This is a genomic window from Kitasatospora sp. NPDC098652 (genome assembly GCF_044760155.1).
GTDB lineage: Bacteria > Actinomycetota > Actinomycetes > Streptomycetales > Streptomycetaceae > Kitasatospora.
Genome location: NZ_JBIWAQ010000014.1, coordinates 186816 through 210447, shown reverse-complemented (window position 1 = coordinate 210447; position 23632 = coordinate 186816). Strand labels below are relative to the sequence as shown.

Here is a 23632-nt window from a genome sequence, read left to right as displayed (position 1 = left end):
CGCCTCAGGCGTCGAAGTCGTACTCCAGGACGTAGGAGGCGGCGTCGAGGATCATCTCGTTGAGTTCGACGACCTGGCCCTCGTCGGCGAAGGCGGTGCGGCAGATCAGGATCACCGGGGTGCCGGCGGAGAGTTCGAGGCGGGCGGCCTCCTCGGCGCCGGGCATCCGGGAGCGGACCTCCTCGCGGAAGTGCACGGGCTTGGCGCCGATCTCGGCCAGCCGGGCGTAGGTGCCGCCGGGGCCGGTGTCCTCGCGGGTGATCGCGGTGCCCGCGACCAGGACGGCCGGCAGGTAGGAGGTGGAGAGCAGCACCGGCTTGCCGTCCAGGACGAAGCGGCGGTGCCGCACGCACATCGGGACGCCCGGCTCCACCCCGAGCACCCGGGCCACGTGCTCGGGCGCGCCCTGCTCGGTGACCGACACCTGGTCGACCACCAGGCTGCGGTTGTCGATGTCCGCGGACCATATCGACCGGCCGGAGCCCCACTGCCCCTGCGCCAGCCGCTGGATGCCGCGCCGGCGCAGCGGCCGGAAGTCCCGGACGAACACCCCGGACCCCTTGCGGGCCTCCGCGATGCCCTCGCTCTGCAGCACGCCGAGCGCCTGACGGGCCGTCATCCGGGCCACGCCGTACTCGTCCATCAGGTCGTTCTCGCCGGGCAGCCGGTCCCCCGCGCGGTAGCGGCCGTGGTCGATGGCAGCCTTGAGGGAGTCGGCGATCCGCTGGTACTTGGGCTGTTTGTCGCCACTGCTGCCGGTCATCGCGCTCCCTCTCCTTCGGACAATCCTAGGCGCGCCCGCGGCCGCCGGTAAGGAGATACGACCGTTGACATCTCTAGAGATATTAGCTTCTCTAGAGATGCTGGCCAGTCGCGACAGAGCGAAGGAGCGGTGAGGTGAGCACCCGACAGCGCAACCCCAAGGCCTACCGGCCACAGGTGGGTGACCTCGTCCTCGACCGGAGGACCGGACGCACCGGCATCTACATGGGAACCATCGGCGGCGAGCACTACCTGCGCCCCGAGCACGGCGGTCGCGAATGGACCGCCGAACCGAACCACGTCTCACCCGCCCCCGAGCCCCGCGATTCGGCTGAATGCGATCAGCCCCGGTAATTGCGGCAAAATCCACGCAAACCACGGCATTCGGACCCCGGTAATCCCCCCGATGAATCCGGAATTCCGGAACGCCCGGGGCCTGCCGCCGGGCACGTTACGGATAACGGCCGTCACCATGCGTGCATCGAGGGTGGGAATCGGCCACCCGATGGACCCGCACACGAATTGGCACGCACAGCACCAGAAGTGCCCCCGCGCCCGGACGGGGACGCGGGGGCACTGGGCGAGGGCCGCTTACGGGTGGCCGCCCACGATGTTCGCAAAGGCCCCCGCGGCAGTCACCATGTAGCCGGCGGTCACAACGGCGGTCGACACGGCGACCACAGCAACCCGACGAAGCTTGCCCATAGAACCCCTCCAACTCATCAGGTCCACCCCTCCGAGTGGACACCAGTTCGATGCTACATGCCGTCAGATTCGCCGTTCCAGAGCCGACATGCTCGCGCCCCCGCGCCCGGACGGGGGCGCGGGGTGCGGATTGCCTTACGGGTGCCCGCCGACAGCGCTCTCCGGCTTGAGCGGGCCACCCGGCTCACCGGTGGGTGAGATGACGTACTCACCCTCGTCGCCGAACGAGCCGTTCTCGAACGCAGTCTTGTCGGCATCGGTCGGCGCGGTGTACCCGGCCGGGTTCGAGGATGCGGTGACCGCGCCCTCGACAGCCTTGCCCGCCTCCACAGCGGCGGCCGGGGCGCCGGTCTGCGTCGCGTTCTGCGGCGTCGACGGCACCGGGGTCTCGCTCTGGTCATTGGCCATTGGGCGGCCGCCTTTCGGTCATCAAATGTGTTCAGCCCGACCTCCATGGCACGGGCGCGCGGACAGTATCGTAGGGTTGATTAAATGTCCGATAAACATCGCGCGGCTTGCGACGCCGTCCAGCAGAGTCGGGCGTCCGCCTAAGCTGAACCACCGCGGCGGACCGCCGAGAGCCCTTTCACGGAATCAACACCACAGGCCATCGGGGGACTTCATGGAGCTTCGGGAGACGCCGCAGACCCCTGCGCTGCGCTTCCAAGTCCTCGGTCCGGTCCAGGCCTGGCTCGACGGCAAGCCCCTCTCCCTCGGTTCCCCCCAGCAACAGGCCGTTCTGACCACCCTGCTGCTGCATTCCGGGCGCCCTGTCACCACCCAGGACCTGGTCGACGCGCTCTGGGGCGACCGACCCCCGGCCCAGGCCGTGGCCGCACTGCGCACCTACGTCTCCCGCCTGCGCTCGGTCATCGAGCCCCAGCGGGAGGTGCGCCGGCCAGCCGCACTGCTGGTCTCGGTCGCCGACGGCTATGCACTGCGTATCCCGGGCGAGGCCCTCGACCTGTCGGTCTTCGAACGGCTCTCCGCCGAGGCTTCGGCCGCTCGCACCGCGGGCGACAAGCACGAGGCACACCGCCTGCTGGCACAGGCGCTGAACCTGTTCAGCGGCCGTCCACTCACCGGCGTCCCCGGCCCCTACGCCGACGCGCAGCGACTTCGGTTGGCCGAGCGCCAGGTCGCCGCCGCCGAGGAACTGTGCGCAGCCGCCCTCGACATCGGCCTGCACGCCGAGATCGTCGGCGAGCTCAACAACCTGACGGCCGAACACCCGCTGCGCGAGCGCCTGCGCGAGCTGTTGATGCTGGCGTTGTACCGCTGTGGACGCCAGGCCGAGGCGCTCGGCGTTTACACCGACACCCGCAAGCTCCTCATCGAGGAGCTCGGGGTGGAACCCGGCGCCGGCCTGTCCGCGATGCACACCCGTATCCTGGCGGCCGATCCGGCACTCGCCATCCCGGCCGTGCCCGCGCCCGCCTCGCGCGAGGACGGTCCGGCCTCGCCCCCAGCGCCGGCTCAACTCCCAGCTGATGTATCGGACTTCAGTGGGCGAACCGAGCTGGTCAGCGACCTCTCGACAGTCCTGATGAACGCCACCGGCCAGGCTGTGGTGGTGACCTCGCTGGCGGGCATCGGCGGCGTCGGGAAGACGACCCTCGCGGTCCACGTCGCCCACCGTGTCCGCACCGAGTTCCCGGACGGACAGCTGTACGTCGACCTGCGCGGGGCCGGCGCTTCCCCGGCCGACCCGGCAGCCGTCCTGGGCGACTTCCTGCACGCTCTCGGCGTCACCGAGAGCCCCGATGCACTCGAACAGCGTGCGGCTCTCTACCGCTCCCTACTCGCCAGTCGCCGGATGCTGATCCTGCTGGACAATGCCCGGGATGCCGACCAGATCCGGCCGCTCATCCCCGGGATCTCCGGCTGCGCCGTGCTCGCCACCAGCCGGTCCCGGCTGGCCGGAATCCCCGGTGCTCACCTGTTCGACGTCGAGGAGCTGACCCCGGCCGAGGCGCTGGCGCTGTTCTCCGCCATCGTCGGCGAGCAGCGGGTCGCCGACGAACCCGAAGCTGCCATGAAGGTGGTCACCGCCTGCGGCTTCCTGCCGCTGGCCGTTCGCATCGCCGCCGCTCGGTTGGCCAGCCGCCCGCGCTGGAGCGTCTCCGACCTGGCCAGTCGGTTAGCCGATCAGCGACGTCGGCTGGACGAACTGCAGCTCGGCAACCTCGCCGTGGAGACCACCATCGGGCTCGGCTACGGACAGCTGTCCGTGGACGAGGCCCGCGCCTTTCGGCTGCTCGCCCTGATCGACTCGCCCGACATCCCGCTCGCGGCCGCCGCAGCGTTGCTCGGCGTGGACGAATACACCGCCGAGGACCTCGCCGAGGCTCTCGTCGAAGCGAATATGCTGGAGTGCTTCACTCCCGGTCGCTACCGCTACCACGACCTGCTCCGGCTCTACGCCCAGCGGCAGAACGAGCGGATCGGGGACATTGCGGAGCAGGAGCAAGCGGTACACCGGCTGCTCGACCTGCTGATCCCGACCGTCCGCAACGCGGCCCAGGTCATCGAGCCGGACGAACCGCTGATCGAGCAGCTGACCGCGATTTCCTCATCGGGGATCGGCCTGGTCACGAGCCACGCGGCCCAGGACTGGCTGCGCACCGAGGGCGGTCTGCTGCTCAGCGCCGTCGAGGCCGCCGCAAGCGGCCCCAGCACCCTGCAGCGTGCAGCCGTCGACCTGCTCAACTACTTGGTCAGCATCGACCCGGACCCGACCCGGGGCCCCCGAGCGCTCCGGATCCTGGAGGTCATCGGCGCGGACGCACAGCATCGTGATGACTGGGCTGCACTCGCCCGAGTTTACTTCGCCCGCGGCACCCTGCAGTCCGTCACCAGCGACTTCCAGGGAGCCGGGCATTCCTTCCGCCAGAGCCTCGATCACCAGGCAGCAGACGACCCGACCGTCCTGCTCGTGGCCACGGCGAACATGCTCGGCGTGATGCTGAACGTCAGCAATAATCCGGCCGAGGCACTGCTGTTCCTCGAACAGGCCCGGGCCACCAGCCAGGCCGTCGGCGCATCGATCCTCGAGGCGCGGGTTGTCAGCAACATGGCCCGCGTCCAGAACCGACTCGGCATGACCGAGACGGCGATCCAGTCCGCCGGCGAAGGTGTCTCCGCCGCCCGCACGGCCAGGAACGACCCGCTTCTCGCCCAGACCCTGTACCAGCTCGGCGTGGTGCTCTCCACCGCCGAGGCCGTGCCGCACCTGCGGGAGGCCCATCAGCTCTACCGGTCCCAGCGCAATCCGCTCTGGGAGGGCTACACCCTGGCCCGCCTCGCCTCCGCACTTCTTGCCGCCGAGAACTACCCGGAGGCCGCCGACACGGCCGGTGAGTCCCTAGCGATCGGACAGGAACTGGGTTCCGCCTACTGCCAGGGCCTCGCCAACGCCGCGCTCGGCGAGGCGCTGCTCGCCCTCGCCCAGCCGGCCCGCGGTCTCGCCTGTCTGCAGGAGGCGCACGCGATCTTCACGCGGCTCGGTGTGCCGGAGGCCTCCTCCGTGGCGGACCTCATCTCCCGACAGCACACCGAGCCCTTCTCTTCTCCCCCCGCGCCTTGAGGCCTCCGCTCCCCCGCGGAGCACCTCCCCCGATCCGCGCGTCGGCGCTCCCGCAGCCCCCCGGCTGCGGGAGCGCCCTCAACGCTTCCCCGGCGCTGGTCATTACTGTGCACCCCACCGATTGACGTTCGATAAACGTCCGATTGTCAGCCTGCGGACCGGCGAAACCGCAGGTCAGCGGCGCCCACCCCGGCGCGCCGTGCGGCGTGCGGGGCCGCTCGCACCACCCGGCCCGCACCCCCGTGCTTCCGCGGACCCGTCCCACATCGGCCCAAGCATGACGAGTTGGCCGGAAAGGGACCCCATGGCGCAGTGATCGCGCATATTCTCAGATGCCAGTACACACACGAGTGTCTGCCGGCAGCGGGTCGGGGTGCAGGCCGTCTGTGTGATGCGGGGAGCGTGACGTACCGCCACCGGCAGCGGCCCAGGAGGCTGCGGAGGAGCCGACCGGAGGCCACGGGTGGAAGGGTGCCTCTCAACGTGACGACCGGACAGATATCCGACGCGTTCCCGGTCGGCGAGGACGCGGGCGACGACGGCCCCGACGGCCCCGACGTGCGGCGACGCCGGGCGGCCCGGGCCCTGCAGGCGGTCGCCTTCGACACCATCGGTGCCGGGTACGGCGAGGCCTTCCCCGCCAAGGACGGCCAGTTGGAGTGCGGGCGACGGCTGCTCGCCGAACTGGAACCCGGCGCCCGGGTGCTGGACGTGGGCTGCGGCACCGGCGAGCCGACCGTGGGCCAGCTGACCGCCGGCGGGCTGCGGGTGACCGGGATAGACCTCTCGGACGTGATGCTGACGCTGGCCCGCCGGGCTCGGATCGAGGGAGCGCACCCGGCCGAGTTCCACCGCATCGACCTGTACGATCTGGCCACCGAGCGCGCCGACCGGGTGTGGGGCGTGCCCGCGCTGGGGTCGGCGGGCCGCGGCACCTTCGCCGCCGTCACCGCGTTCTTCTCGCTGATCCTGCTGCCGCAGGACGAGATCCCGATCGTGCTCGGCCGGTTGCGCGAACTCCTGCGGCCGGGCGGACTGCTGGTGCTCGGTATGGTCGAGGCGGACCTGGATCACGTTCCGCTTCCGTTCCTTGGCAGAGAGCTGCGGATCAGTGGGTATCTGAGGGAGGATCTGGAACGGGTCCTGGTCGCGGCCGGCTTCGCCGTCGAGGAGTGCTCGGGGCATCCGTACGCGCCGGCCAGTACCACGCTGCCGCCGGAGGAACAGCTGTTCCTGTGCTGTCGACGCGTCGGCTGACCGACCAGAGGGCCAGAACAGCTCACCGTCCAGACCTCCCGACCACACCGAATCCAGGACAGGCAGCCGTGCGCGACCAGCTCAAGACCGAGGCGGAGCAGCCGCCCGCCGTCCCGGGTCAGCGCGTCCGGATCCCGGCCCGGCCGGACGAACCGGTCAGGGCCGCGGCCCCGGCGAAGCCTCCGACGGCGCGGCCGGACCGCACCGGGGCGGCGGACGGGCTGGCGGACCGGCTCGCCTACCTCGACGCGGCGACCCGGCGGATCAACAGCGCCCTCGACCTGGCCGCGACCCTGCGCAACATCGGCCGGGTGCTGGTGCCGACCCTCGCCGACGCCGCCGTCGTCCACCTGCGCGACCCGCTGCCCAACGTGGAGCGCGAGCCCGGCTTCCCGGAGGAGCTGCGGATCCACCACAGCACCGGCACCCGGATCGGCCGCCGCGGCCGCAAGAGCGGCGCGGACGACCGGCACCGCTCGCGCTTCGGCTCCCGCTCGACCGCGGACACCGGCCCGGCCACCCCGGTCACCCGGGGCGGCGCGCTGGCGCACATCCTGCTGAGCCGCCGCCCCGCCGAGTCCGCCGTCCTGGGCACGCCCGCCGCCGAGCGCACCGAGGCGCTGCTGCGCGAGGTGTACGGCCCCCGCGGGCTGGCCCGGCTGGCGGCCGGCACATCGGTGGTGGCCCTGCCGCTGCGCGGCCGCAAGGCCGTCCTCGGTCTGCTGGTGCTGATCCGCTGGCCCCCTGAACGCACCGGCCGGCCGGCCTTCGACGCGGCCGACACCGCGACCGCCGCGCACCTGGCGACCCAGGCGGGGCTGGCGGTGGACACCGCGCTGCGGTACGCCCGCGAGTGGGAGATAGCCAACGAACTCCAGCGCAGCATGCTGCCGTTGCGGCTGCCGCAGTCGCACGGCGTCCGGCTCGCCCAGCGCTACCTGCCCGGTGAGCGCGGCGCCCAGGTCGGCGGCGACTGGTACGACGCGGTGCCGCTGCCCGGCAACCGGGTCGCCCTGATCGTCGGCGACGTGATGGGCCACTCGCTCACCTCGGCCGCCATCATGGGCCAACTCCGCACCAGCGCACAGACCTTGGCCGCGCTCGACCTGCCGCCGCACGAGGTGCTCTACCACCTGGACGAACAGGCCCAGCGGCTCGGCCGCGAGCAGCACCTGGCCACCTGCGTGTACGCGGTGTACGACCCGATCGCCAACCGGGTGGTGCTGGCCAACGCCGGGCACGTCCCGCCGGTGCTGGTCCGCCCGGACGGCACGGCCGAGTTGGTGGAGCTGGACTCCGGGGCGCCGATCGGGGTCGGCGGGGTGGACTTCAACTCGGTCGAGCTGCCCGCGCCGCCCGGATCGGCGCTGCTGCTGTTCACCGACGGCCTGGTGGAGACCCGTACCCGCCCGCTCAGCGACGGCCTGGAGGTGCTCCGCGCGCGGATCGCGGCCGCTCGCTGGCAGTCCCCCGAGCAGCTGTGCCAGGAGGCGCTGCGGATCCTGCCGCCCGGGGACCGCGGCGACGACATCGCCCTGCTGGGCGCCTGCTTCGACGGCATCCCGGCCGGGGACGTCGCCCACTGGTACCTGCAGCCGCGCAACGAGACGCCGGGCCGGGCCCGCCGGCTGGCCGCGCACACGCTGCGCCGCTGGGGGCTGGACGAGCTGAGCGAGGCGACCGAGCTGATGGTCAGCGAGCTGGTGACCAACGCCGTACAGCACGCGACCCGCCCGGTCACCCTGAGCCTGGTGCGCACCACCCGGCTGCGCTGCGAGGTCGGCGACGACAGTCCGCTGCTGCCGCGGCCGCGCCGTACCGGTCCGGAGGACGAACGCGGGCGCGGGCTGCAGATAGTGGCCCGGTGCGCGGACCGCTGGGGCGCCACCCGGCTGGGCACCGGCAAGGTGGTCTGGTTCGAGCAGCGGCTGCCCGCCGGGACGTGACGGTGCCCGGCGGGAGCGGATCCCACCGGGCACCTCCGAGCCCTCAGCCGCGCCGGGCCCGGCGAGCCGTCAGACCCCGGCGGGCTCCCTCGCCGACCGGCGCTCCTCCTCCAGCCGGGCGATCAGCTGCTCGCCCTCCATGTCGACCTTCGGCACGACCTTCTCCAGCCGCTTCGGGAACCACCAGGCCGCCTTGCCGAACAGCGCCATCGCGGCCGGCACCAGGGCCATCCGCACCACGAAGGCGTCCACCAGCACGCCCACCGCGAGGGCGAAGCCGATCGGCTGGACGATCGGGTCGTGTCCGAACACGAAGGCGCCGAACACCGAGATCATGATCAGCGCGGCCGCCGTCACCACCCGGGCGCCGCCCTTCACCCCGCCGACGACCGCCTCGCGCGGCGCCTTGCCGTGGACGTACTGCTCCTTCATCCCGGAGACCAGGAACAGCTCGTAGTCCATCGCCAGCCCGAACAGCACACCGATCAGCAGGATCGGCACGAAGCTGACCACCGGGCCGACCTTGGGCACGTCGATCAGGCCGTCCAGCCAGCCCCACTGGTAGACCGCGACCACCGCGCCGAGCGAGGCCAGGATGCTGAGCAGGAAGCCCAGCACCGCCTTGAGCGGCACCAGCACCGAGCGGAAGGCCAGCCCCAGCAGCACCAGGGCGATGCCGACGATCACCGCGACGAACGGCGGCAGGGCCTGGCCGAGCTTGCTGGAGACGTCGATGTTGGCGGCGGTGGTGCCGGTGACGGCGATGCCCGCACCGGTCGCGGCCCGGATCCCGTCGCGCTGGTCACGGATCTCGTTGACCAGCGCCCGGGTGTCCTGGTGGTCCGGGCCGGTCTTCGGGATGACCGGCACCAGGGCGGTGCCGCTGGCCGCGTCGACCTTCGGCGGCAGCAGCGTCCGCACGCCCGTCAAGCCCTGGAGCCGGCCCGCCACTTCCTGGACGGCCTGTTCGGGGCGCGGTGCGCCGTGGGCGTCGACGACCACCACCAGCGGCGCGTTGAAGCCCGGGCCGAAGCCGTCGCTGACCAGGTCGTACGCCTTGCGGGCGTCCGTCCCGACGGCCTGTGAGCCGCCGCCCGGCAGGCCGAGGTCCAGGCTCGCGGCGGGCACCGCCAGGGCGCCCAGCCCGGCCAGGCCGACCAGCAGCACGGGCAGCGGGCGGCGGACCACGAAGCGGGCCCAGCGCTCGCCGACGGTGACCTTGCCGTGGGTGGTCAGCGCCCGCTTCCAGACCGGCAGCCGGTCGATCGCGCGGCCGGTGAAGCCGAGCACCGCGGGCAGCAGGGTGATCGCGACCAGGACGGCCACCACGACGGCGCCGGAGGCGGCCAGGCCCATCACGGTGAGGAACGGGACGCCGGCGACGGCCAGTCCGGCGAGCGCCACGACCACGGTCAGCCCGGCGAAGACGACGGCGCTGCCGGCGGTCGCGGTGGCCCGGGCGGCGGACTCCTCGGGCTCCAGGCCCTCGGCCAGGTGGCGGCGGTGGCGGAACAGGATGAACAGCGCGTAGTCGATGCCGACCGCGAGGCCGACCATCAGGGCCAGCACCGGCGCGGTGGTGATGATCTCGAACGAGCCGGTGAGCGCCAGCAGCCCGGCCATCGCGACGGCGACGCCGACCAGCGCGGTCAGCAGCGGCAGCCCGGCCGCGACCAGGGTGCCGAGGGTGATCACCAGCACCAGCCCGGCCACCACCAGGCCGATCGCCTCGGAGCCGCCCTCGATCTGGGCGAACCTGTTGTACGCGTCGCCGCCGAAGGCCACCTCCAGCCCGGCCGCGCGGGCCGGCTCGGCGGCGGCCCGGACGGCGTCCCGCTGCTGGTCGGTGACCTCGGCGAGCTTGTGGTCGAAGGAGACCAGCGCGATCGCGACCCTGCCGTCCGGGGAGACCGCGCCGGTGGCGTACGGGTCCGGCACCGCGGCCACGCCGGGGACGTGGGCGATTCGGGAAACGGCCTCGCCGACCGCCTTGCCCGTCTCGGGCGAGGCGATGCCGCCGGGCGCCGGGGCGGCGAAGACCACCTGGGCGGAGCCGTGGCCCTGCTCGGGGAAGGTGTCCTTGATCCGGTCCAGGGTGGCCTGGGCCTCGGTGCCCGGGACCTTGAACTCGTCGCTGGTGCTGCCCGCGAGGGCGCCCGCGGCCCCGCCCACGGCGATCAGCAGCGCGACCCAGACGGCCAGCACGGCGCGCCTTCTCCGGAAGCAGTAACGGCCCAGTCGGTACAGGTACGTGGCCAAGGTCGGACCCCTCGCGGTGCGGTCGGCGGACGGGCGGATGCCAGGCGGGTGCCTGAGCGAACCCCTCCCACGGTAGACCCAACTTTGTCGGGTGACAAAGTTGACCGACCAAATCGATCGACACAGTTGCCCGACCATGGCGCTACCCTGGCTGAATGGCTCATGTCCCCGCCTCCGAACGCCGACCGCAGCTGGTCCGGGCCGCGATCGACCTGATGACCCGGGAAGGGGTCTCCGCCGGCAGCACCCGCGCGATCGCGGCGGAGCTGGGCGTGGCACAGGCGACGGTGCACTACACCTTCGGCACCAAGAAGGACCTCTACCGGGCCGTCGTCGAGGAGGTCACCGCCCAGTTCATCGAGCAGGTGCGCGCCGCCTCACCCGGCGACGGGCCCTTCGGCGACCAGATCCGCACCCTGGTCCACGCCCTCTGGGAGGCCGCCACCGGCGAGGACGGGCGGTGCATCCTGCTCAGCGAGTTCGAGACGCTGGCGATGCGCGACCCGGACGTCCGGGAGATCATGCTCGGGCTGCAGCACGCCATGGAGGGCACCGCCACCGAGATGCTCACCGCCCTCGCCGGCGCCCACGGGCTGACCCTGGCGCTGCCCGCCGACCGGATCGCCGCCCACTTCCTGACCGGCTTCGACGGCCTGACGGCCCGCCACCTGATCCGGAGCCTGCCGGGCGAGGCGCCCGCGCCGGACACCCTGGAGGCGCTGGACCTGCTGGTGGCGACCACGGTCGGCCTCTGCCTCGGCGCACCGGCGACGCACTGACGCCTCCGCCGGCTAGGACCCGTCGACGATCCGGACCGGCAGCTCGGCCAGCACCTCGCGCAGCGCCGCACCGAAGCGCTCGTACTCGGCGCTGCGGGCCGAACCCGGCCGGACGGCCAGCCCGATCCGGCGGCCGGGCGCCGGGGCGGCGAACCGTACGGCGGCGAGCCGGTCGGTGCGGCCGGCCTCGACGTCCAGCGCGGTGGCCGGCAGCAGCGTCACCCCGAGCCCCCCGGCGACGAGTTGGACCAGGGTGGACAGGCCTGCCGCGCGGGTGGTGGAGCCGGCCGGGTCGGCGCCGACCTCGCGGCAGATGTCGAGGGCCTGGTCGCGCAGGCAGTGGCCCTCCTCCAGCAGCAGCACGTCCAGGTCGAGCAGCACGTCGCGCGGCACGTCGATCCGCCCGGCGAGCGGGTGCCCGGGCGGGGTGACCAGGACGAAGTCCTCGTCGAACAGCGGGATGTCGCGGGTCGGCGAGGAGCCGCCGGCCGGGAGCGCGAGCAGCAGGACGTCCAGCCGCCCGGCGGCCAGGCCCTCCAGCAGCGAGGGGGTGCGCTCCTCGTGGACGTGCAGCTCCAGCTCCGGGAAGCGGTCGCGGACCAGCCGCAGCACGGTGGGCAGCAGGTACGGTGCGACGGTCGGGATCACCCCGAGGTGCAGCGGTCCGGTGAACGGACGGCGGGCGGCGTCGACCTCCTCGGTGAGGGCCTGCAAGGAGGCGAGCACCCGGCGCGCGTGCTCGTGCACACGTTCCCCCAGGGGAGTGACGATCACCTTGCGCGTCGTACGCTCGACCAGCTGCGCGCCCAGCGACTCCTCCAGCGCCGCGACCGCCCCGGACAGCGCCGGCTGACTGGTCCCGGTGGCGGCGGCGGCCTCCCGGAAGTGCCGGTGCTCCGCCACCGCGACGAAGGCCTTGAGCTGGGCGACCGTCGGTGTGCGCGGGGTACGGACTGTGGTGCTCCCCACAGCCGCCTCGGGTTTGGCGGCGGCGGCCCCGCGCCGGGCGGGCCGAGAGAGGGGTAGTTCAGTACTGATAGCAATCTCCGATCAGACACATCAAGTGTAGCTATTTCCCTGATCAGTCCACGATGTGGAATGGTGGGTGCCGTCCGGAATCCGGACAAAACTCCCCGCAGTCTCATCCTCAGGAGAAGCGAACGTGCTCACGATCGGCGACAAGTTCCCCGAGTTCGACCTCAAGGCCTGTGTCGACCTGGATGCCGCGAGCGCCTTCGCCGACATCGACCACAAGACCTACGAGGGCAAGTGGAAGATCGTCTTCTTCTGGCCGATGGACTTCACCTTCGTCTGCCCGACCGAGATCGCCGCGTTCGGCAAGCTGAACGACGAGTTCGCCGACCGTGACGCCCAGATCCTCGGCGTCTCCGGCGACTCCGAGTTCGTGCACCACGCCTGGCGCAAGGACCACAAGGACCTGCGCGACCTGCCCTTCCCGATGCTGGCCGACATCAAGCACGAGCTGATGCGCGCCTGCGGCGTCGAGGGCGAGGACGGCACCGCCCAGCGCGCCGTGTTCATCGTCGACCCGAACAACGAGATCCAGTTCGTCATGGTCACCGCCGGCTCCGTCGGCCGTAACCCCAAGGAGGTCCTGCGGGTGCTGGACGCCCTGCAGACCGACGAGCTGTGCCCGTGCAACTGGAACAAGGGCGAGGACACCCTCGACGCCCAGGCCCTCCTGGCGGGCTGACCCATGGCCCTCGACGATCTGAAGGCCGCCCTTCCGGACTACGCCAAGGACCTCAAGCTCAACCTGGGCTCGGTCATCGGCAACTCCGACCTCCCCGCCCAGCAGCTCTGGGGCACCGTGCTGTCCTGCGCGATGGCCACCCGCAGCCCCGGCCTGCTGCGCGAGCTGGAGCCCGAGGCCAAGGCCAACCTCTCCCCGGAGGCGTACACCGCCGCCAAGGGCGCGGCCGCGATCATGGGGATGAACAACGTCTACTACCGGACGCTGCACCTGCTCTCCGACAAGGAGTACAGCACGATGCGGGCCGGTCTGCGGATGAACATCATCGGCACCCCGGGCGTCGAGAAGATCGACTTCGAGCTCTGGTGCTTCGCCGTCTCGGCCATCAACGGCTGCGGCCAGTGCCTCGACTCGCACGAGGCCGTGCTGCGCAAGGCCGGCGTCGACCGTGAGGTCATCCAGGCCTCGATGAAGATCGCCGCCGTCCTCCAGGCCGTGGCCGGCGTCCTCGACTCCGAGGCCGCCCTCGCCGCCGTCAACGCCTGACCCACCCGCACCACCCGAGGGGCCCCTCCGCACGGAGGGGCCCCTCGGCGTTTCCGGCCCCCGGCAGGCCCAACTCGGCTACAGTGCAAGGCGATCCGTGCACGACATTCGGTCCGAGGGGGAGCCGCGATGTCCGACCATCCGGAGAACGGCGGGGGCTTCCGTGCCAACCCGGACGAACTCCAGCAGACCGGTGGCACCGCCCTCGAAACGGCCGGGCAGATCCCTGGTGAGCTCAAAGCCCTGCTCGAGGCCTCGAACCAGTCCGCCTCCGGACTGGCCGGCCTCCGGTGCGGCACCGCACTCGGCGCCTGCACAAACGCCTGGAACACCCTGCTGACAGACCTGCACACCACGTTGGGCCGACAGGGCCGAGGCCTGATCGACGCGGGCCTCGGCTACGGCAGCACCGACCAGCAGATCAGCACGGCGTTCGGCCCGGACACCCGTACCGTCCCGGCGGGCCCGACCGCACAGCAGAAGCACAACTTCGTGCTGCACTTCGGTTAGGGGCGACCGCATGGACCTCGCCACACTGCGCGACACCGACCTGAGCCACCTGTACGCGGCGGCCGATGCCTACGACAAGCTGCACAGCGCCTTCGGGCAGCACGTGGACACGTGGCGCGATGCCGTCGACGGCCGCATCGCGGCCGCCGACTGGGCCGGCCCCTCCTCCGACGCGGCCCGGCCGGCGCTGCGCCGCAGCACCGGCGAGCTGAAAGCCGCCCACAGTGAGATCGGGCAGATCGGCAGGAGCATCCGCGTCGGCGCCGACGCACTGGCCCTCGCCCAGTCCGCGCTGCGCACGGCATTGACCGACGCGCAGAAGGCCGGCCTGTCCGTCGACGCCCACGGCGCGGTCTCCTGGCCGCCCGGCAGCTACGCCGACCAGCACGACCCCGAGTACCGGACGAGCTGTGAGCGCGTCGCCAAAGCCCTCGCCGCCCGCATCTCGACCGCCCTGACCGAGGCCGAAGCCATCGATCAGGGCATCGCCGCCCGGCTCCAGCACTACGTCGATCGTGCCCAGGACGGCACGGGTCTCGACTCGGGCGCCGCCCTCAGGGACCGGCTCGACCCCACCCTCGCCCCGGACGGCCTGCTGCTCGGCAGCGTCCCCAAGGACGATGCACCGCCCACCGAGGTCAATGCCTGGTGGAATGCGCTGCCCCCCGACAAGCAGCAGTGGCTCATCCACGAGCACCCGGACCTGGTCGGCAACCGCGACGGCGTCCCCGCGGTCGCCAGGAACCAGGCCAACCGGATCCTCCTGCCGAGACTGATCGCCGAGTACGAGCGGGGTGGCCGGTCGTCCGATCCGCACGACGAGCTGAGGCTGGCCGGGTACCGCAGGATCGCCGAGCGACTGCGCCGGACCGACGGAACGGAACCGCCGGTCTTCCTGCTCGGCATCAGTGGGGAAGGCCAGGGGCGCGGCATCATCTCCTTCGGCAACCCCGACACCGCCGACGACGTCACCTCCCTGGTCGGCGGCCTGGGCACCGACCTCCAGCGCATCGGCGGCGGCGACGCGGACCGGGCGAGAGCCGTGTACGACGCGGCCCAGCGCGCCGACCCGACCCGCAGCACCGCGTCCATCGCCTGGCTGGGGTACGACGCGCCGCTCAGCTTCCCGGAGGCCGGCGACCTGAGCCGCGCGCAGGGCGGCGTCGACGCCTACCGCAGGTTCCTCGAAGGGCAGCGCGTCACCCACCAGGGCGCACCGGCCCATGTCACGGCCGAGGGCCACAGCTTCGGTTCGCTCCTGGTCGGCCTCGCCGCGAGGAAACCGACCGGGATCGCGGCCGACGACGTCATCCTGGTCGGCAGTCCCGGCACCGACGCCTTCCACGCCTCCGAGTTCTCCGTGGGAGCCGATCACACCTACGTCGGCGCCGCCTCCTGGGACCACATCTCGCACCTGGGCTGGTTCACCAGGGATCCGGCGAGCGTCGACTTCGGCGCCCACCGCTTCGCCGTGGACGGCGGGTCCCCCGACTTCACCGCGCACTCGTCCTACTGGGACGACGGCCCGGGCGAGGACCGCACCTCGGTCGACAACATCGGACGGATCGTCAGCGGCCACGCCAGCCGGATCACCCCGGCGGCCGGACGTCATGACTGACCTTCGCCCCGGCACCCCGCGGGAGCCGCGGCAGCCACAGTCCGGCGGAGGCTGGTGGACGGTGCTGGTCACCCTCCTCTGGGCAGCGGTCTGCCTCGTCGCGGTGGTCTGGACGGCGTTCGCCTCCGAGGCCCCGCCCTGGCACGGGTACTACGGACTGCTCTGGGCGGTGGGGCTGCCCTGGAGCGGTCCGGTGCTCGGGGCCGTGCTGACCCGCAGGGCGCTGCGGCGCGGTTCGCCGGGCCGCTGGCACTGGGCCGTGCGGGAGGCCGTGGTCGCGACCGGCGCGGTGGTGGGGCTGGCGGTCGTGGCGGCCGGCGCCGCCGTACTGTCCGCCCTGTCCGCCCTCGGTCAGTCGGCGGCCGGCTGAGCCGCCGCCGGCCGGGTGGCGGCCGTGCGTTCGGCGGCCTCGCGGGCGGCTTCGAGGGCGGTGAAGACCGCCTGGCCGGCCTCGTTGCGGCGGCGCAGGTGGCCGACCACGGTGTTGGTGACGGCGATCAGCGGGACGGCGACGACCGCGCCGCCGATGCCGCCGATGATGCCGCCGGCCGCGACACCGAGGACCACGCCGAGCGGGTGGACCCGGACGGCGCGGCCGAGGATGAGCGGCTGGAGGATGTGGCTCTCCACCTGCATCACCGCGATCAGGACGACCAGCACCATCAGCGCCGTCCACGGCCCCTGGGTGACCAGGGCGATCAGGACGGCGACCGTGCCGGTGACGAGGGCGCCGACCAGCGGCACGAAGGCGCCCAGGAAGATGATCACGGCCAGCGGCATGGCCAGCGGCACGCCCAGCAGGTCGACGCCGATGCCGATGCAGAGCGCGTCGATGAAGGCCACGCAGACGGTGCCGCGCACGTACGCGGTGAGCGTGGTCCAGGCCTTGGGCCCGGCTCCGGCCATCGCGAAGCGGGACTGCCGGGGCAGGCCGCGCAGCGCCCAGTTCCAGATCCTGGAGCCGTCGTAGAGGAGGAAGAAGGTGGTGAAGAAGGTCATCAGCAGCGCGGTCAGGATCTCGACGGCGATCTGCGCGCCGGTGATCGAGGCCGAGGTGAGCTGATCGGTGTTGGTGGTGATCGCCTTGGTGATCTGGTCGGCGAAGTCCTTGATCTGCTGCTGGGTCAGGTGCAGCGGCCCGGTGATCAGCCAGTCCCGCAGCTGGTTGACGCCGTCCTTCACCTGGGCGGTGACGTCCGGCAGGTTGGTGGACACCTGCCAGACCACGAACCAGCCGACCAGTCCGATCCCGGCCAGACCGCTGAGGAAGACCCCGCCGGCCGCGAGCGAGCGCGGCACCCCGCGCCGGCGCAGCCAGGAGACCGAGGGCTCCAGCAGCGCGGTGATCAGCAGCGAGGCCAGCACCGAGAAGGCGACCAGCCGCAGCATGTCGACGACGTAGAAGACGACGTAGAGCGCGGCGCCGAGCAGCAGCAGCCGCCAGGTCGACTCGGCGGCGACCCGCAGTCCCCACGGCACCGCCTCGGCGGGGGTGGCGGGCCGGCCGGGGTGGTGCTCGCGGCCGAATCCGCTGTGCGCGGGGGGCGTAGCCGTCACGGTCGCGGGCGCCGGGGGAAGGGTCGGGGCCTCCCCGATGGCCTCGGCGTCGGCCTCGGGCGCCACCCCGGCGGCGAGCGGCGCGGCCGCCGGCGCGGGGTCGGTGCGCGGCACCGGGACGGGGCCGGGCGCCTCGGCGAGGGCCGGTGCGGGGAGTTCGTGCGGGTCGGCCGCCATCGCGGCGCGCCGGCGCCGTTCGATCACGGCGGCCGCACTCGCCACCACGGCCATGCCCTTGGCCACGGCCTTGAAAGCCTTTCCGCCCCGCGCCATCCTCGCTACCACCGCTTCCCTGCCGGATCCGCCGAGCCCGGCGGCAACGCCGTGGGTCGCACCACGGCCGTCAGGGATGACGCTACCCGGCGGGGACGGGGCGAGTCCGCCCGCCGTGGGGTTCGGCTTCGATCACTTCACCCCACGAAACAGGACAAAACACCAGGTTTCAGGTGGTTTCGCCCGGGCGCGACGGGGGAGGACTTCGAACGGGACACCGAGTCGTCCCATCGGGCCGACCGGTGCCGTAGGGCCCGGTCGTCCGGATCGACCCATCCATCCCATGTGAGCCAACCGCCGGCGGACCGGCCGGTGCGGGGAGCTACCAGGACCCCTCCCCGCGCCCCGCGTCCGCACCAGGACCGCACCGCCCGTGGGCGCCTTGGTCAGCGCAGCCCGGGCGGGGCGGCCCGCCCTTTCCCGGCCGCCCCACCCGGCGCGCCCGGGAACGCCGCGGCCCCCGGCTGCTCGTCGAACGGGACGAGCGGCCGGGGGCCGCGGGGAGTCACGCCGCCCGGGGGCGGCGGGTCCTCCTAGTACCAGCTGTGGGCCTGCCAGAACGACCAGGCGCCGCAGGGGCTGCCGTAGCGGCTGTTCATGTAGCTGAGGCCCCACTTGATCTGGGTGGCCGGGTTGGTGCGCCAGTCGGCACCGGCCGAGGCCATCTTGGAGCCGGGCAGGGCCTGGACCAGGCCGTAGGCGCCGGAGCCGCTGTTGGTCGCGGTGTAGTCCCAGCCGCTCTCGCGCTTCACGATCTGGCTGAAACACTGGAACTGGGTGTCGTTGCCGACGATCTGCCGGGCCATGTCCTGGACGGAGCCGGGGCTGACCGAGACGGGGGGCGCGCTGTTGTCCACCGCGGACATCGCGGACCGCGCCTTGGAGCGGTTGGCGGCGGCGTCGGCGGCGGCCCGCTGGTCGGCGGCGGCCTTGGCGGCCTTGTCCGCGTCGGCCTTGGCCTGGGCGTCGGCCTTCGCCTGGGCGTCCGCGGCGGCCTTCTGGCGCGCGGCCTCCTCGGCGGCCTTCTGCTCGGCGGCAGCCTTGGCGGCGGCGTCGGCGGAGGCCTGCTGGGCGGTCGCCTGCTGGCCGATGTTGTCACTGATGGCCTGTGCCTGGGAGCCAGAGGGGACTTCGGCGAGCAGGGTCGCGCCGGCGACGTCGACCGTCTGCATGGTCTTGCCCTCGCTGCCCGAGGCCATGCCCACGACGGCACCGACTGCGGTGACCGCGGTGGCAGAGGCCACAGCAACTCCCCGGACCGAGATCCGAGTCACATGGATTCCTTCCAGCATCGCCCACGCGTGACCGTGCGGACGCAACATGCCCCTTGGCACGGACCTCCGCAGGTGCTCTGGTCACGGGAGGTACTGGCCCGGCGTCCGGTCGGATTGCGGCGACCGGGCGTTGGAATCGGGCGGCGTACGGCTCAACGGTCTTCAATTGTGTGTCCACCGACCGGAGTTGGCGGACCTTCCGGGGCCGGGCCTCCGACGGGCGGAGGTCCTGCCGCGCCGTACGCGGGGCCTGACAGAACCCACACCATGCCGCACCGGGCACTGTCGACGCAATTCCCGTCTGCGTGGCGCATGTCACATTCACCGTACCGAAGTTCTCCGGACAGAAAGCACTCGATGTGATGAAAGGGACGGGGCCCGCTCCATCAGGAGCGGGCCCCACACAGCAAGTTGAACCTATTGTCCGACTATGTACCGTTCAGGGATGGTTCACGGGTGGATGTCCTCCAGCATCTCCGTGACCAGCGCCGCGATCGGCGACCGCTCCGAGCGGGTGAGCGTGATGTGCGCGAAGAGCGGATGCCCCTTCAACTTCTCCACCACGGCCACCACGCCGTCGTACCGGCCGACCCGGAGGTTGTCCCGCTGCGCCACGTCGTGGGTGAGCACCACCCGCGAGCCCTGGCCGATCCGGGACAGCACCGTCAGCAGGACGTTCCGCTCCAGCGACTGGGCCTCGTCCACGATCACGAAGGCGTCGTGCAGCGAACGCCCCCGGATGTGGGTCAGCGGCAGCACCTCCAGCATCCCCCGGCCGATGACCTCCTCGATCACGTCCGGGGTGGTGACCGCCGAGAGGGTGTCGAAGACCGCCTGGGCCCAGGGGCCCATCTTCTCCGCCTCGCTGCCGGGCAGGTAGCCGAGCTCCTGGCCGCCGACCGCGTACAGCGGCCGGAAGACCATCACCTTGCGGTGCTGCCTCCGCTCCAGCACCGCCTCCAGCCCGGCGCACAGCGCCAGCGCCGACTTGCCCGTCCCGGCCCGGCCGCCCATCGACACGATGCCGATGTCCGGATCGAGCAGCAGGTCCAGCGCCACCCGCTGCTCGGCGCTGCGCCCGCGCAGCCCGAAGGCCTCGCGCTCGCCGCGCACCAACCGGACCCGCCCGTCGCCGGTGACCCGGCCGAGTGCCCGGCCGCGCTCCGAGGTGAGCACCAGACCGGTGTGCACCGGGAGCTCGTCGACCCCGTCGATGTCCACGGCGGCGTCCTGGCCGGCCGCGAACAGCGCGTCGACCTGGTCGGCCGCGACGTGCAGCTCGGACATGCCCGTCCAGCCGGAGGTGATCGCGAGCTCGGCCCGGTACTCCTCCGCGAGCAGCCCCACCGAGCTGGCCTTGATCCGCAGTGGGAGGTCCTTGGAGACGACGGTGACGTCGTAGCCCTCGGCCTGGAGGTTGCGGGCGACCGCCAGGATCCGGGTGTCCGCCTCGCCTCCGCCCGCCCGGTAGCCGGCCGGCAGTATCGAGACGTCCGAGTGGTTGAGCTCCACCCGGATCGTCCCGCCCAGCTCGCCCACCGGGATCGGCTCGTCGAGCCGGCCGTGGCGGATGCGGTAGTCGTCGAGCAGGCGCAGCGCCTGGCGGGCGAAGTAGCCCAGCTCGGGGTGGTGGCGCTTGGCCTCCAGCTCGGTGACGACCACCACCGGGAGGACGACCTCGTGCTCCTCGAAGCGGGTCATGGCGAGCGGGTCCGCCAGGAGCACGCTGGTGTCGAGAACGTACGTGCGCCGGTCTGGTGTCCGGCGGCTCTTGGAACTGACCACTAGGCCTCCAGAGCGGATGACCCTGCGTCATCCGCGGCAAGCCGGCCCCCGCTGCCCCGGTGGCCTCGGGACCGGACTGACTGGAGTATTCCCAGGCGGGGAGCGGTGCATTCGCGCCCCCGGCGAACTGACGGATCATTGCCGGTGAACGTTTGGCCTCGCGCGCGGCCCGGGTAGGCCAGGCCTACGGCGGTCATTTCGCCCGGACGCGCGGCCGAGGGGCCGGGATCCGCCCGGGGGACGGCCGCTCGGGCGCCCCCGGCGAGCCCGGCGGGAGCCCCGGTGGGCCCACCGGCGGGCCGGGCGGGCGCCGGATCAGAGGCCGAGCCGCCGGTGCCGCTGTTCGAAGGCGCGCAGCGCGCGCAGGAAGTCGACCTTGCGGAAGGCCGGCCAGTACGCCTCGCAGAAGTAGAACTCGCTGTGGGCGCTCTGCCAGAGCAGGAATCCGGACAGCCGCTGCTCGCCCGAGGTGCGGATGATCAGGTCCGGGTCGGGCTGGTTGGCGGTGTAGAGGTGCTCCGAGATGTGCTCGACGGTCAGGATCTCGGCCAGTTCCTCGATCGGGGTGCCGCGCCCGGCGTGCTCCTGGAGCAGCGAGCGGACGGCGTCGGCGATCTCGTGCCGGCCGCCGTAGCCGACCGCGACGTTGACGGTGATGCCGTCGATCCCGGCAGTCTCCTCGGCGGCGCGCTTGAGCACGTCGGCGGTGTGCTGCGGGAGCAGGTCCAGCGCGCCGACCGGGTTGACCCGCCAGCGGCGGGCGGCGGCCAGGCCGGTGACGGCGTCCTCGATAATGCCGAGCAGCGGGACCAGCTCGTCGGCGGGGCGGTCCAGGTTGTCGGTGGAGAGCATCCACAGGGTGACGACCTTGACGTGGGTCTCGTCGCACCAGCCGAGGAACTCGCTGATCTTGTCGGCGCCGCGCTGGTGGCCGTACGCGGTGGAGCCGCCGGCGGCCTTGGCCCAGCGGCGGTTGCCGTCCAGGATCACGCCGATGTGGTGCGGGGTGCGCGCGAGGTGGACCTCGACCCGTCGGCCGTAGAGCCCGTACAGCCCGCCCAACAGGGTGCGCAGCCCCGGCGTCCGTTCGGCGACATCGCGCAGACCCATGGTTTCCCGGCCCCTCCGTACTCGTTCAGGCTGGTGCGTCACCGCCCCGGCGCAGCCTACTCCCGCGCGCAGGCACGCGGTAAAGCCGCAGGTAGCGGTCTGGTCACGGTCCTGTGCGAAGTCTGTCGCGACGGGCGCGTCACGGCCTGCGGGGCGGTGTGCCGGGGGTGGACACGGAACGGTCTCCGATTCCTTAAGGGAGCCGTAAGCCGGATGTTGCGTCCTTGACGACCGGCAATGGTCTAGTCCAGCTTTTGACCCGAGGCGGAACGAAACGATCCCGCCCCCCGGAGTCACCCGCGGACCTCCCCTCCCCCACACGCGGCCGCCGCGCCCCCCACCGCGGCGGCCGCTCCTCCCCCAGGAGCGTCACCCCATGGCCCGTACCCCGCAGCAGCCCGCGCACCGGCGCCGGCGCAGCCCCCTCCCGGCCCTCGCGGCCGGCGCCACCGCCCTCGCCCTGGCCGGCGGCGGCCTCGCCCTCTTCGCCGGCGGCGCCAGCGCGGCGGACGGCAACCTGGTCGGCAACGGCGGCTTCGAGAACGGACTGGCCGGCTGGTCCTGCACCGGCGGCGCGACCGCGGTGTCCTCGCCGACCCACTCCGGCACCGGTGCGCTGCAGGCCGCCCCGAGCGCGGGCGACACCGCGGAGTGCACCCAGACCATCAGCGTGCTGCCCAACACCAGCTACACCCTGAGCGCCTGGGTGCAGGGCCCGTACGTCTACCTCGGTGCGCGCGGCACCGGCGGGACGGACCCGTCCACCTGGTCGAACCAGAGCAGCTGGAACCAGCTGACCAGCACCTTCACCACCGGGGCGAACGCCACCAGCGTCACCGTCTACCTGCACGGCTGGTACGGGCAGGGCGCCTACCTCGCCGACGACGTCGCGCTGGTCGGACCGGGCGGCACCTCCACGCCGTCCCCGACGGCCACCCCCACCCGGACGCCGACCCCGACGCCGACGGCCACCGCCACTCCGACCGCCACGGCGACCCCGACCCCGACCGCCACCACCACCCCGCCGGCCACCGGCCTGCCGGCCCACGCGGTCACCGGCTACTGGCAGAACTTCGACAACGGCTCGACCCCGCAGCGCCTGGGCGACGTGCAGAGCGCGTACGACATCATCGCGGTCTCCTTCGCCGACGCCGTGCCCACCCGGACCGGGGCGATCAGCTTCACCCTGGACCCGGGCCTGTCCAAGGCGCTCGGCGGCTACACCGACGCCCAGTTCCGCGCCGACATCAAGGCCAAGCAGGCGGCCGGCAAGAAGGTCGTCCTCTCCATCGGCGGCCAGAACGGCGCGATCACCGTCGGCGACGCCACCGCCGGGGCGAACTTCGCCGACAGCGCCTACGCGATCATCAAGGACTACGGCTTCGACGGCATCGACGTCGACCTGGAGAACGGCGTCCAGGCCGGCCCGCTCGGGGCCGCACTGCACTCCCTGCAGGCCAAGGCCGGCCCCGGCTTCGTGCTGACCATGGCCCCCGAGACCATCGGGATGTACAGCACCTCGGGCGCCTACTTCCAGCTGGCGCTGGCCACCAAGGACATCCTGACCGTCGTCAACACCCAGTTCTACAACTCGGGCGGGATGAACGGCTGCGACGGCAAGGTCTACAACCAGGGCACGGTCGACTTCATCACCTCGCAGGTCTGCACCCACATCCAGGGCGGCCTGCGGCCCGACCAGGTCGGCATCGGCGTCCCGGCCTCCGCCAAGGCGGCCGGCGGCGGCTACGTCGACCCGTCGGTGGTGAACAACGCGCTCAACTGCCTGGCCACCGGCAACAACTGCGGCAGCTTCGTGCCGCCGGCCAAGTGGCCCACCATCCGGGGCGCGATGACCTGGTCCACCAACTGGGACGCCAACAACGGCAACGCCTTCTCCAACACGGTCGGCCCGTTCGTCCACAAGCTGCCCTGAGCCGCTCCCGGGCCCAAC

At 72.4% G+C, this 23632-nt stretch carries 19 protein-coding genes; 11 read left to right on the top strand and 8 right to left on the bottom strand.

Going from position 1 to position 23632, the window contains the following annotated elements:
* Nucleotides 1–4 precede the first annotated feature (4 nt).
* Nucleotides 5–763: a GntR family transcriptional regulator gene (locus ACIQWA_RS27630; protein WP_360230968.1), complete on the bottom strand. Its 759-nt coding sequence runs from the start codon at nucleotides 761–763 to the stop codon at nucleotides 5–7.
* Nucleotides 764–897: 134 nt separating this feature from the next.
* Here ACIQWA_RS27630 and ACIQWA_RS27625 point away from each other — a divergent pair, with 134 nt between their 5' ends.
* On the top strand, nucleotides 898–1116 hold the full coding sequence (locus tag ACIQWA_RS27625) for a hypothetical protein (RefSeq protein ID WP_360230970.1): 219 nt from the start codon (nucleotides 898–900) through the stop codon (nucleotides 1114–1116).
* A gap of 486 nt (nucleotides 1117–1602) precedes the next feature.
* Here the strand turns inward: ACIQWA_RS27625 and ACIQWA_RS27620 are convergent, their stop codons facing one another.
* Complete coding sequence (locus tag ACIQWA_RS27620; RefSeq protein WP_402487110.1) at nucleotides 1603–1875, bottom strand: hypothetical protein; 273 nt, start codon at nucleotides 1873–1875, stop codon at nucleotides 1603–1605.
* A gap of 214 nt (nucleotides 1876–2089) precedes the next feature.
* On the opposite strand from ACIQWA_RS27620, the gene ACIQWA_RS27615 reads away from it, so the two are divergent.
* From ACIQWA_RS27615 to ACIQWA_RS27605, 3 genes are all read left to right on the top strand, one after another.
* The gene (locus ACIQWA_RS27615) at nucleotides 2090–5053 is read left to right on the top strand and encodes an AfsR/SARP family transcriptional regulator (RefSeq protein ID WP_402487108.1); all 2964 of its coding nucleotides are present in this window, start codon (nucleotides 2090–2092) and stop codon (nucleotides 5051–5053) included.
* A gap of 558 nt (nucleotides 5054–5611) precedes the next feature.
* Complete coding sequence (locus ACIQWA_RS27610; RefSeq protein WP_402487134.1) at nucleotides 5612–6310, top strand: class I SAM-dependent methyltransferase; 699 nt, start codon at nucleotides 5612–5614, stop codon at nucleotides 6308–6310.
* A 68-nt stretch (nucleotides 6311–6378) separates the two neighbouring features.
* Entirely contained in the window at nucleotides 6379–8256 is a 1878-nt protein-coding gene (locus tag ACIQWA_RS27605) for a SpoIIE family protein phosphatase (RefSeq protein ID WP_402487107.1), read from the top strand.
* A gap of 69 nt (nucleotides 8257–8325) precedes the next feature.
* Here ACIQWA_RS27605 and ACIQWA_RS27600 read toward each other — a convergent pair whose 3' ends face one another.
* Nucleotides 8326–10515, bottom strand: a complete 2190-nt coding sequence (locus tag ACIQWA_RS27600; protein WP_402487105.1) for an MMPL family transporter — start codon at nucleotides 10513–10515, stop codon at nucleotides 8326–8328.
* A 155-nt stretch (nucleotides 10516–10670) separates the two neighbouring features.
* On the opposite strand from ACIQWA_RS27600, the gene ACIQWA_RS27595 reads away from it, so the two are divergent.
* Nucleotides 10671–11294 carry a TetR/AcrR family transcriptional regulator gene (locus ACIQWA_RS27595; RefSeq protein WP_402487103.1) on the top strand — a complete coding sequence of 208 codons (624 nt, stop codon included), beginning with the start codon at nucleotides 10671–10673 and terminating at the stop codon, nucleotides 11292–11294.
* Nucleotides 11295–11306: 12 nt separating this feature from the next.
* On the opposite strand, the gene ACIQWA_RS27590 is transcribed toward ACIQWA_RS27595, so the two are convergent.
* Nucleotides 11307–12263 carry a LysR substrate-binding domain-containing protein gene (locus ACIQWA_RS27590; protein WP_402487101.1) on the bottom strand — a complete coding sequence of 319 codons (957 nt, stop codon included), beginning with the start codon at nucleotides 12261–12263 and terminating at the stop codon, nucleotides 11307–11309.
* Nucleotides 12264–12456: 193 nt separating this feature from the next.
* On the opposite strand from ACIQWA_RS27590, the gene ACIQWA_RS27585 reads away from it, so the two are divergent.
* The 5 genes from ACIQWA_RS27585 (at nucleotide 12457) to ACIQWA_RS27565 (ending at nucleotide 16052) form a co-directional block, all read left to right on the top strand.
* Nucleotides 12457–13008 carry a peroxiredoxin gene (locus ACIQWA_RS27585; RefSeq protein ID WP_350506050.1) on the top strand — a complete coding sequence of 184 codons (552 nt, stop codon included), beginning with the start codon at nucleotides 12457–12459 and terminating at the stop codon, nucleotides 13006–13008.
* Between the two features lie 3 nt (nucleotides 13009–13011).
* Nucleotides 13012–13554: an alkyl hydroperoxide reductase gene (locus ACIQWA_RS27580; protein WP_350506049.1), complete on the top strand. Its 543-nt coding sequence runs from the start codon at nucleotides 13012–13014 to the stop codon at nucleotides 13552–13554.
* Between the two features lie 129 nt (nucleotides 13555–13683).
* Nucleotides 13684–14064 (top strand): hypothetical protein, encoded by a 381-nt coding sequence (locus ACIQWA_RS27575; RefSeq protein ID WP_402487100.1) that lies wholly within the window; start codon nucleotides 13684–13686, stop codon nucleotides 14062–14064.
* Between the two features lie 10 nt (nucleotides 14065–14074).
* Nucleotides 14075–15682: an alpha/beta hydrolase gene (locus tag ACIQWA_RS27570; RefSeq protein ID WP_402487098.1), complete on the top strand. Its 1608-nt coding sequence runs from the start codon at nucleotides 14075–14077 to the stop codon at nucleotides 15680–15682.
* Nucleotides 15675–16052: a hypothetical protein gene (locus ACIQWA_RS27565; RefSeq protein ID WP_402487096.1), complete on the top strand. Its 378-nt coding sequence runs from the start codon at nucleotides 15675–15677 to the stop codon at nucleotides 16050–16052. The genes ACIQWA_RS27570 and ACIQWA_RS27565 overlap by 8 nt, the downstream gene beginning before the upstream one ends.
* On the opposite strand, the gene ACIQWA_RS27560 is transcribed toward ACIQWA_RS27565, so the two are convergent.
* The 4 genes from ACIQWA_RS27560 to ACIQWA_RS27545 all read right to left on the bottom strand — a co-directional run bounded on the left by ACIQWA_RS27560 (nucleotide 16034) and on the right by ACIQWA_RS27545 (nucleotide 21681).
* Nucleotides 16034–17512: an AI-2E family transporter gene (locus ACIQWA_RS27560; RefSeq protein WP_402487094.1), complete on the bottom strand. Its 1479-nt coding sequence runs from the start codon at nucleotides 17510–17512 to the stop codon at nucleotides 16034–16036. The two genes, ACIQWA_RS27565 and ACIQWA_RS27560, sit on opposite strands and share 19 nt — an antisense overlap.
* A 533-nt stretch (nucleotides 17513–18045) precedes the next feature.
* Nucleotides 18046–18786: a transglycosylase SLT domain-containing protein gene (locus ACIQWA_RS27555; protein WP_402487091.1), complete on the bottom strand. Its 741-nt coding sequence runs from the start codon at nucleotides 18784–18786 to the stop codon at nucleotides 18046–18048.
* Between the two features lie 450 nt (nucleotides 18787–19236).
* Nucleotides 19237–20571 carry a PhoH family protein gene (locus ACIQWA_RS27550; protein ID WP_360230996.1) on the bottom strand — a complete coding sequence of 445 codons (1335 nt, stop codon included), beginning with the start codon at nucleotides 20569–20571 and terminating at the stop codon, nucleotides 19237–19239.
* 315 nt (nucleotides 20572–20886) lie between these two features.
* A complete protein-coding gene (locus ACIQWA_RS27545; protein ID WP_360230998.1) occupies nucleotides 20887–21681 on the bottom strand; it encodes an isoprenyl transferase in 795 nt (264 codons plus the stop codon).
* A 376-nt stretch (nucleotides 21682–22057) separates the two neighbouring features.
* Between ACIQWA_RS27545 and ACIQWA_RS27540 the strand changes: the two genes are divergently transcribed.
* Nucleotides 22058–23614, top strand: coding sequence for a chitinase (locus ACIQWA_RS27540; RefSeq protein ID WP_402487088.1), 1557 nt, complete (start codon nucleotides 22058–22060; stop codon nucleotides 23612–23614).
* Nucleotides 23615–23632 lie beyond the last annotated feature (18 nt).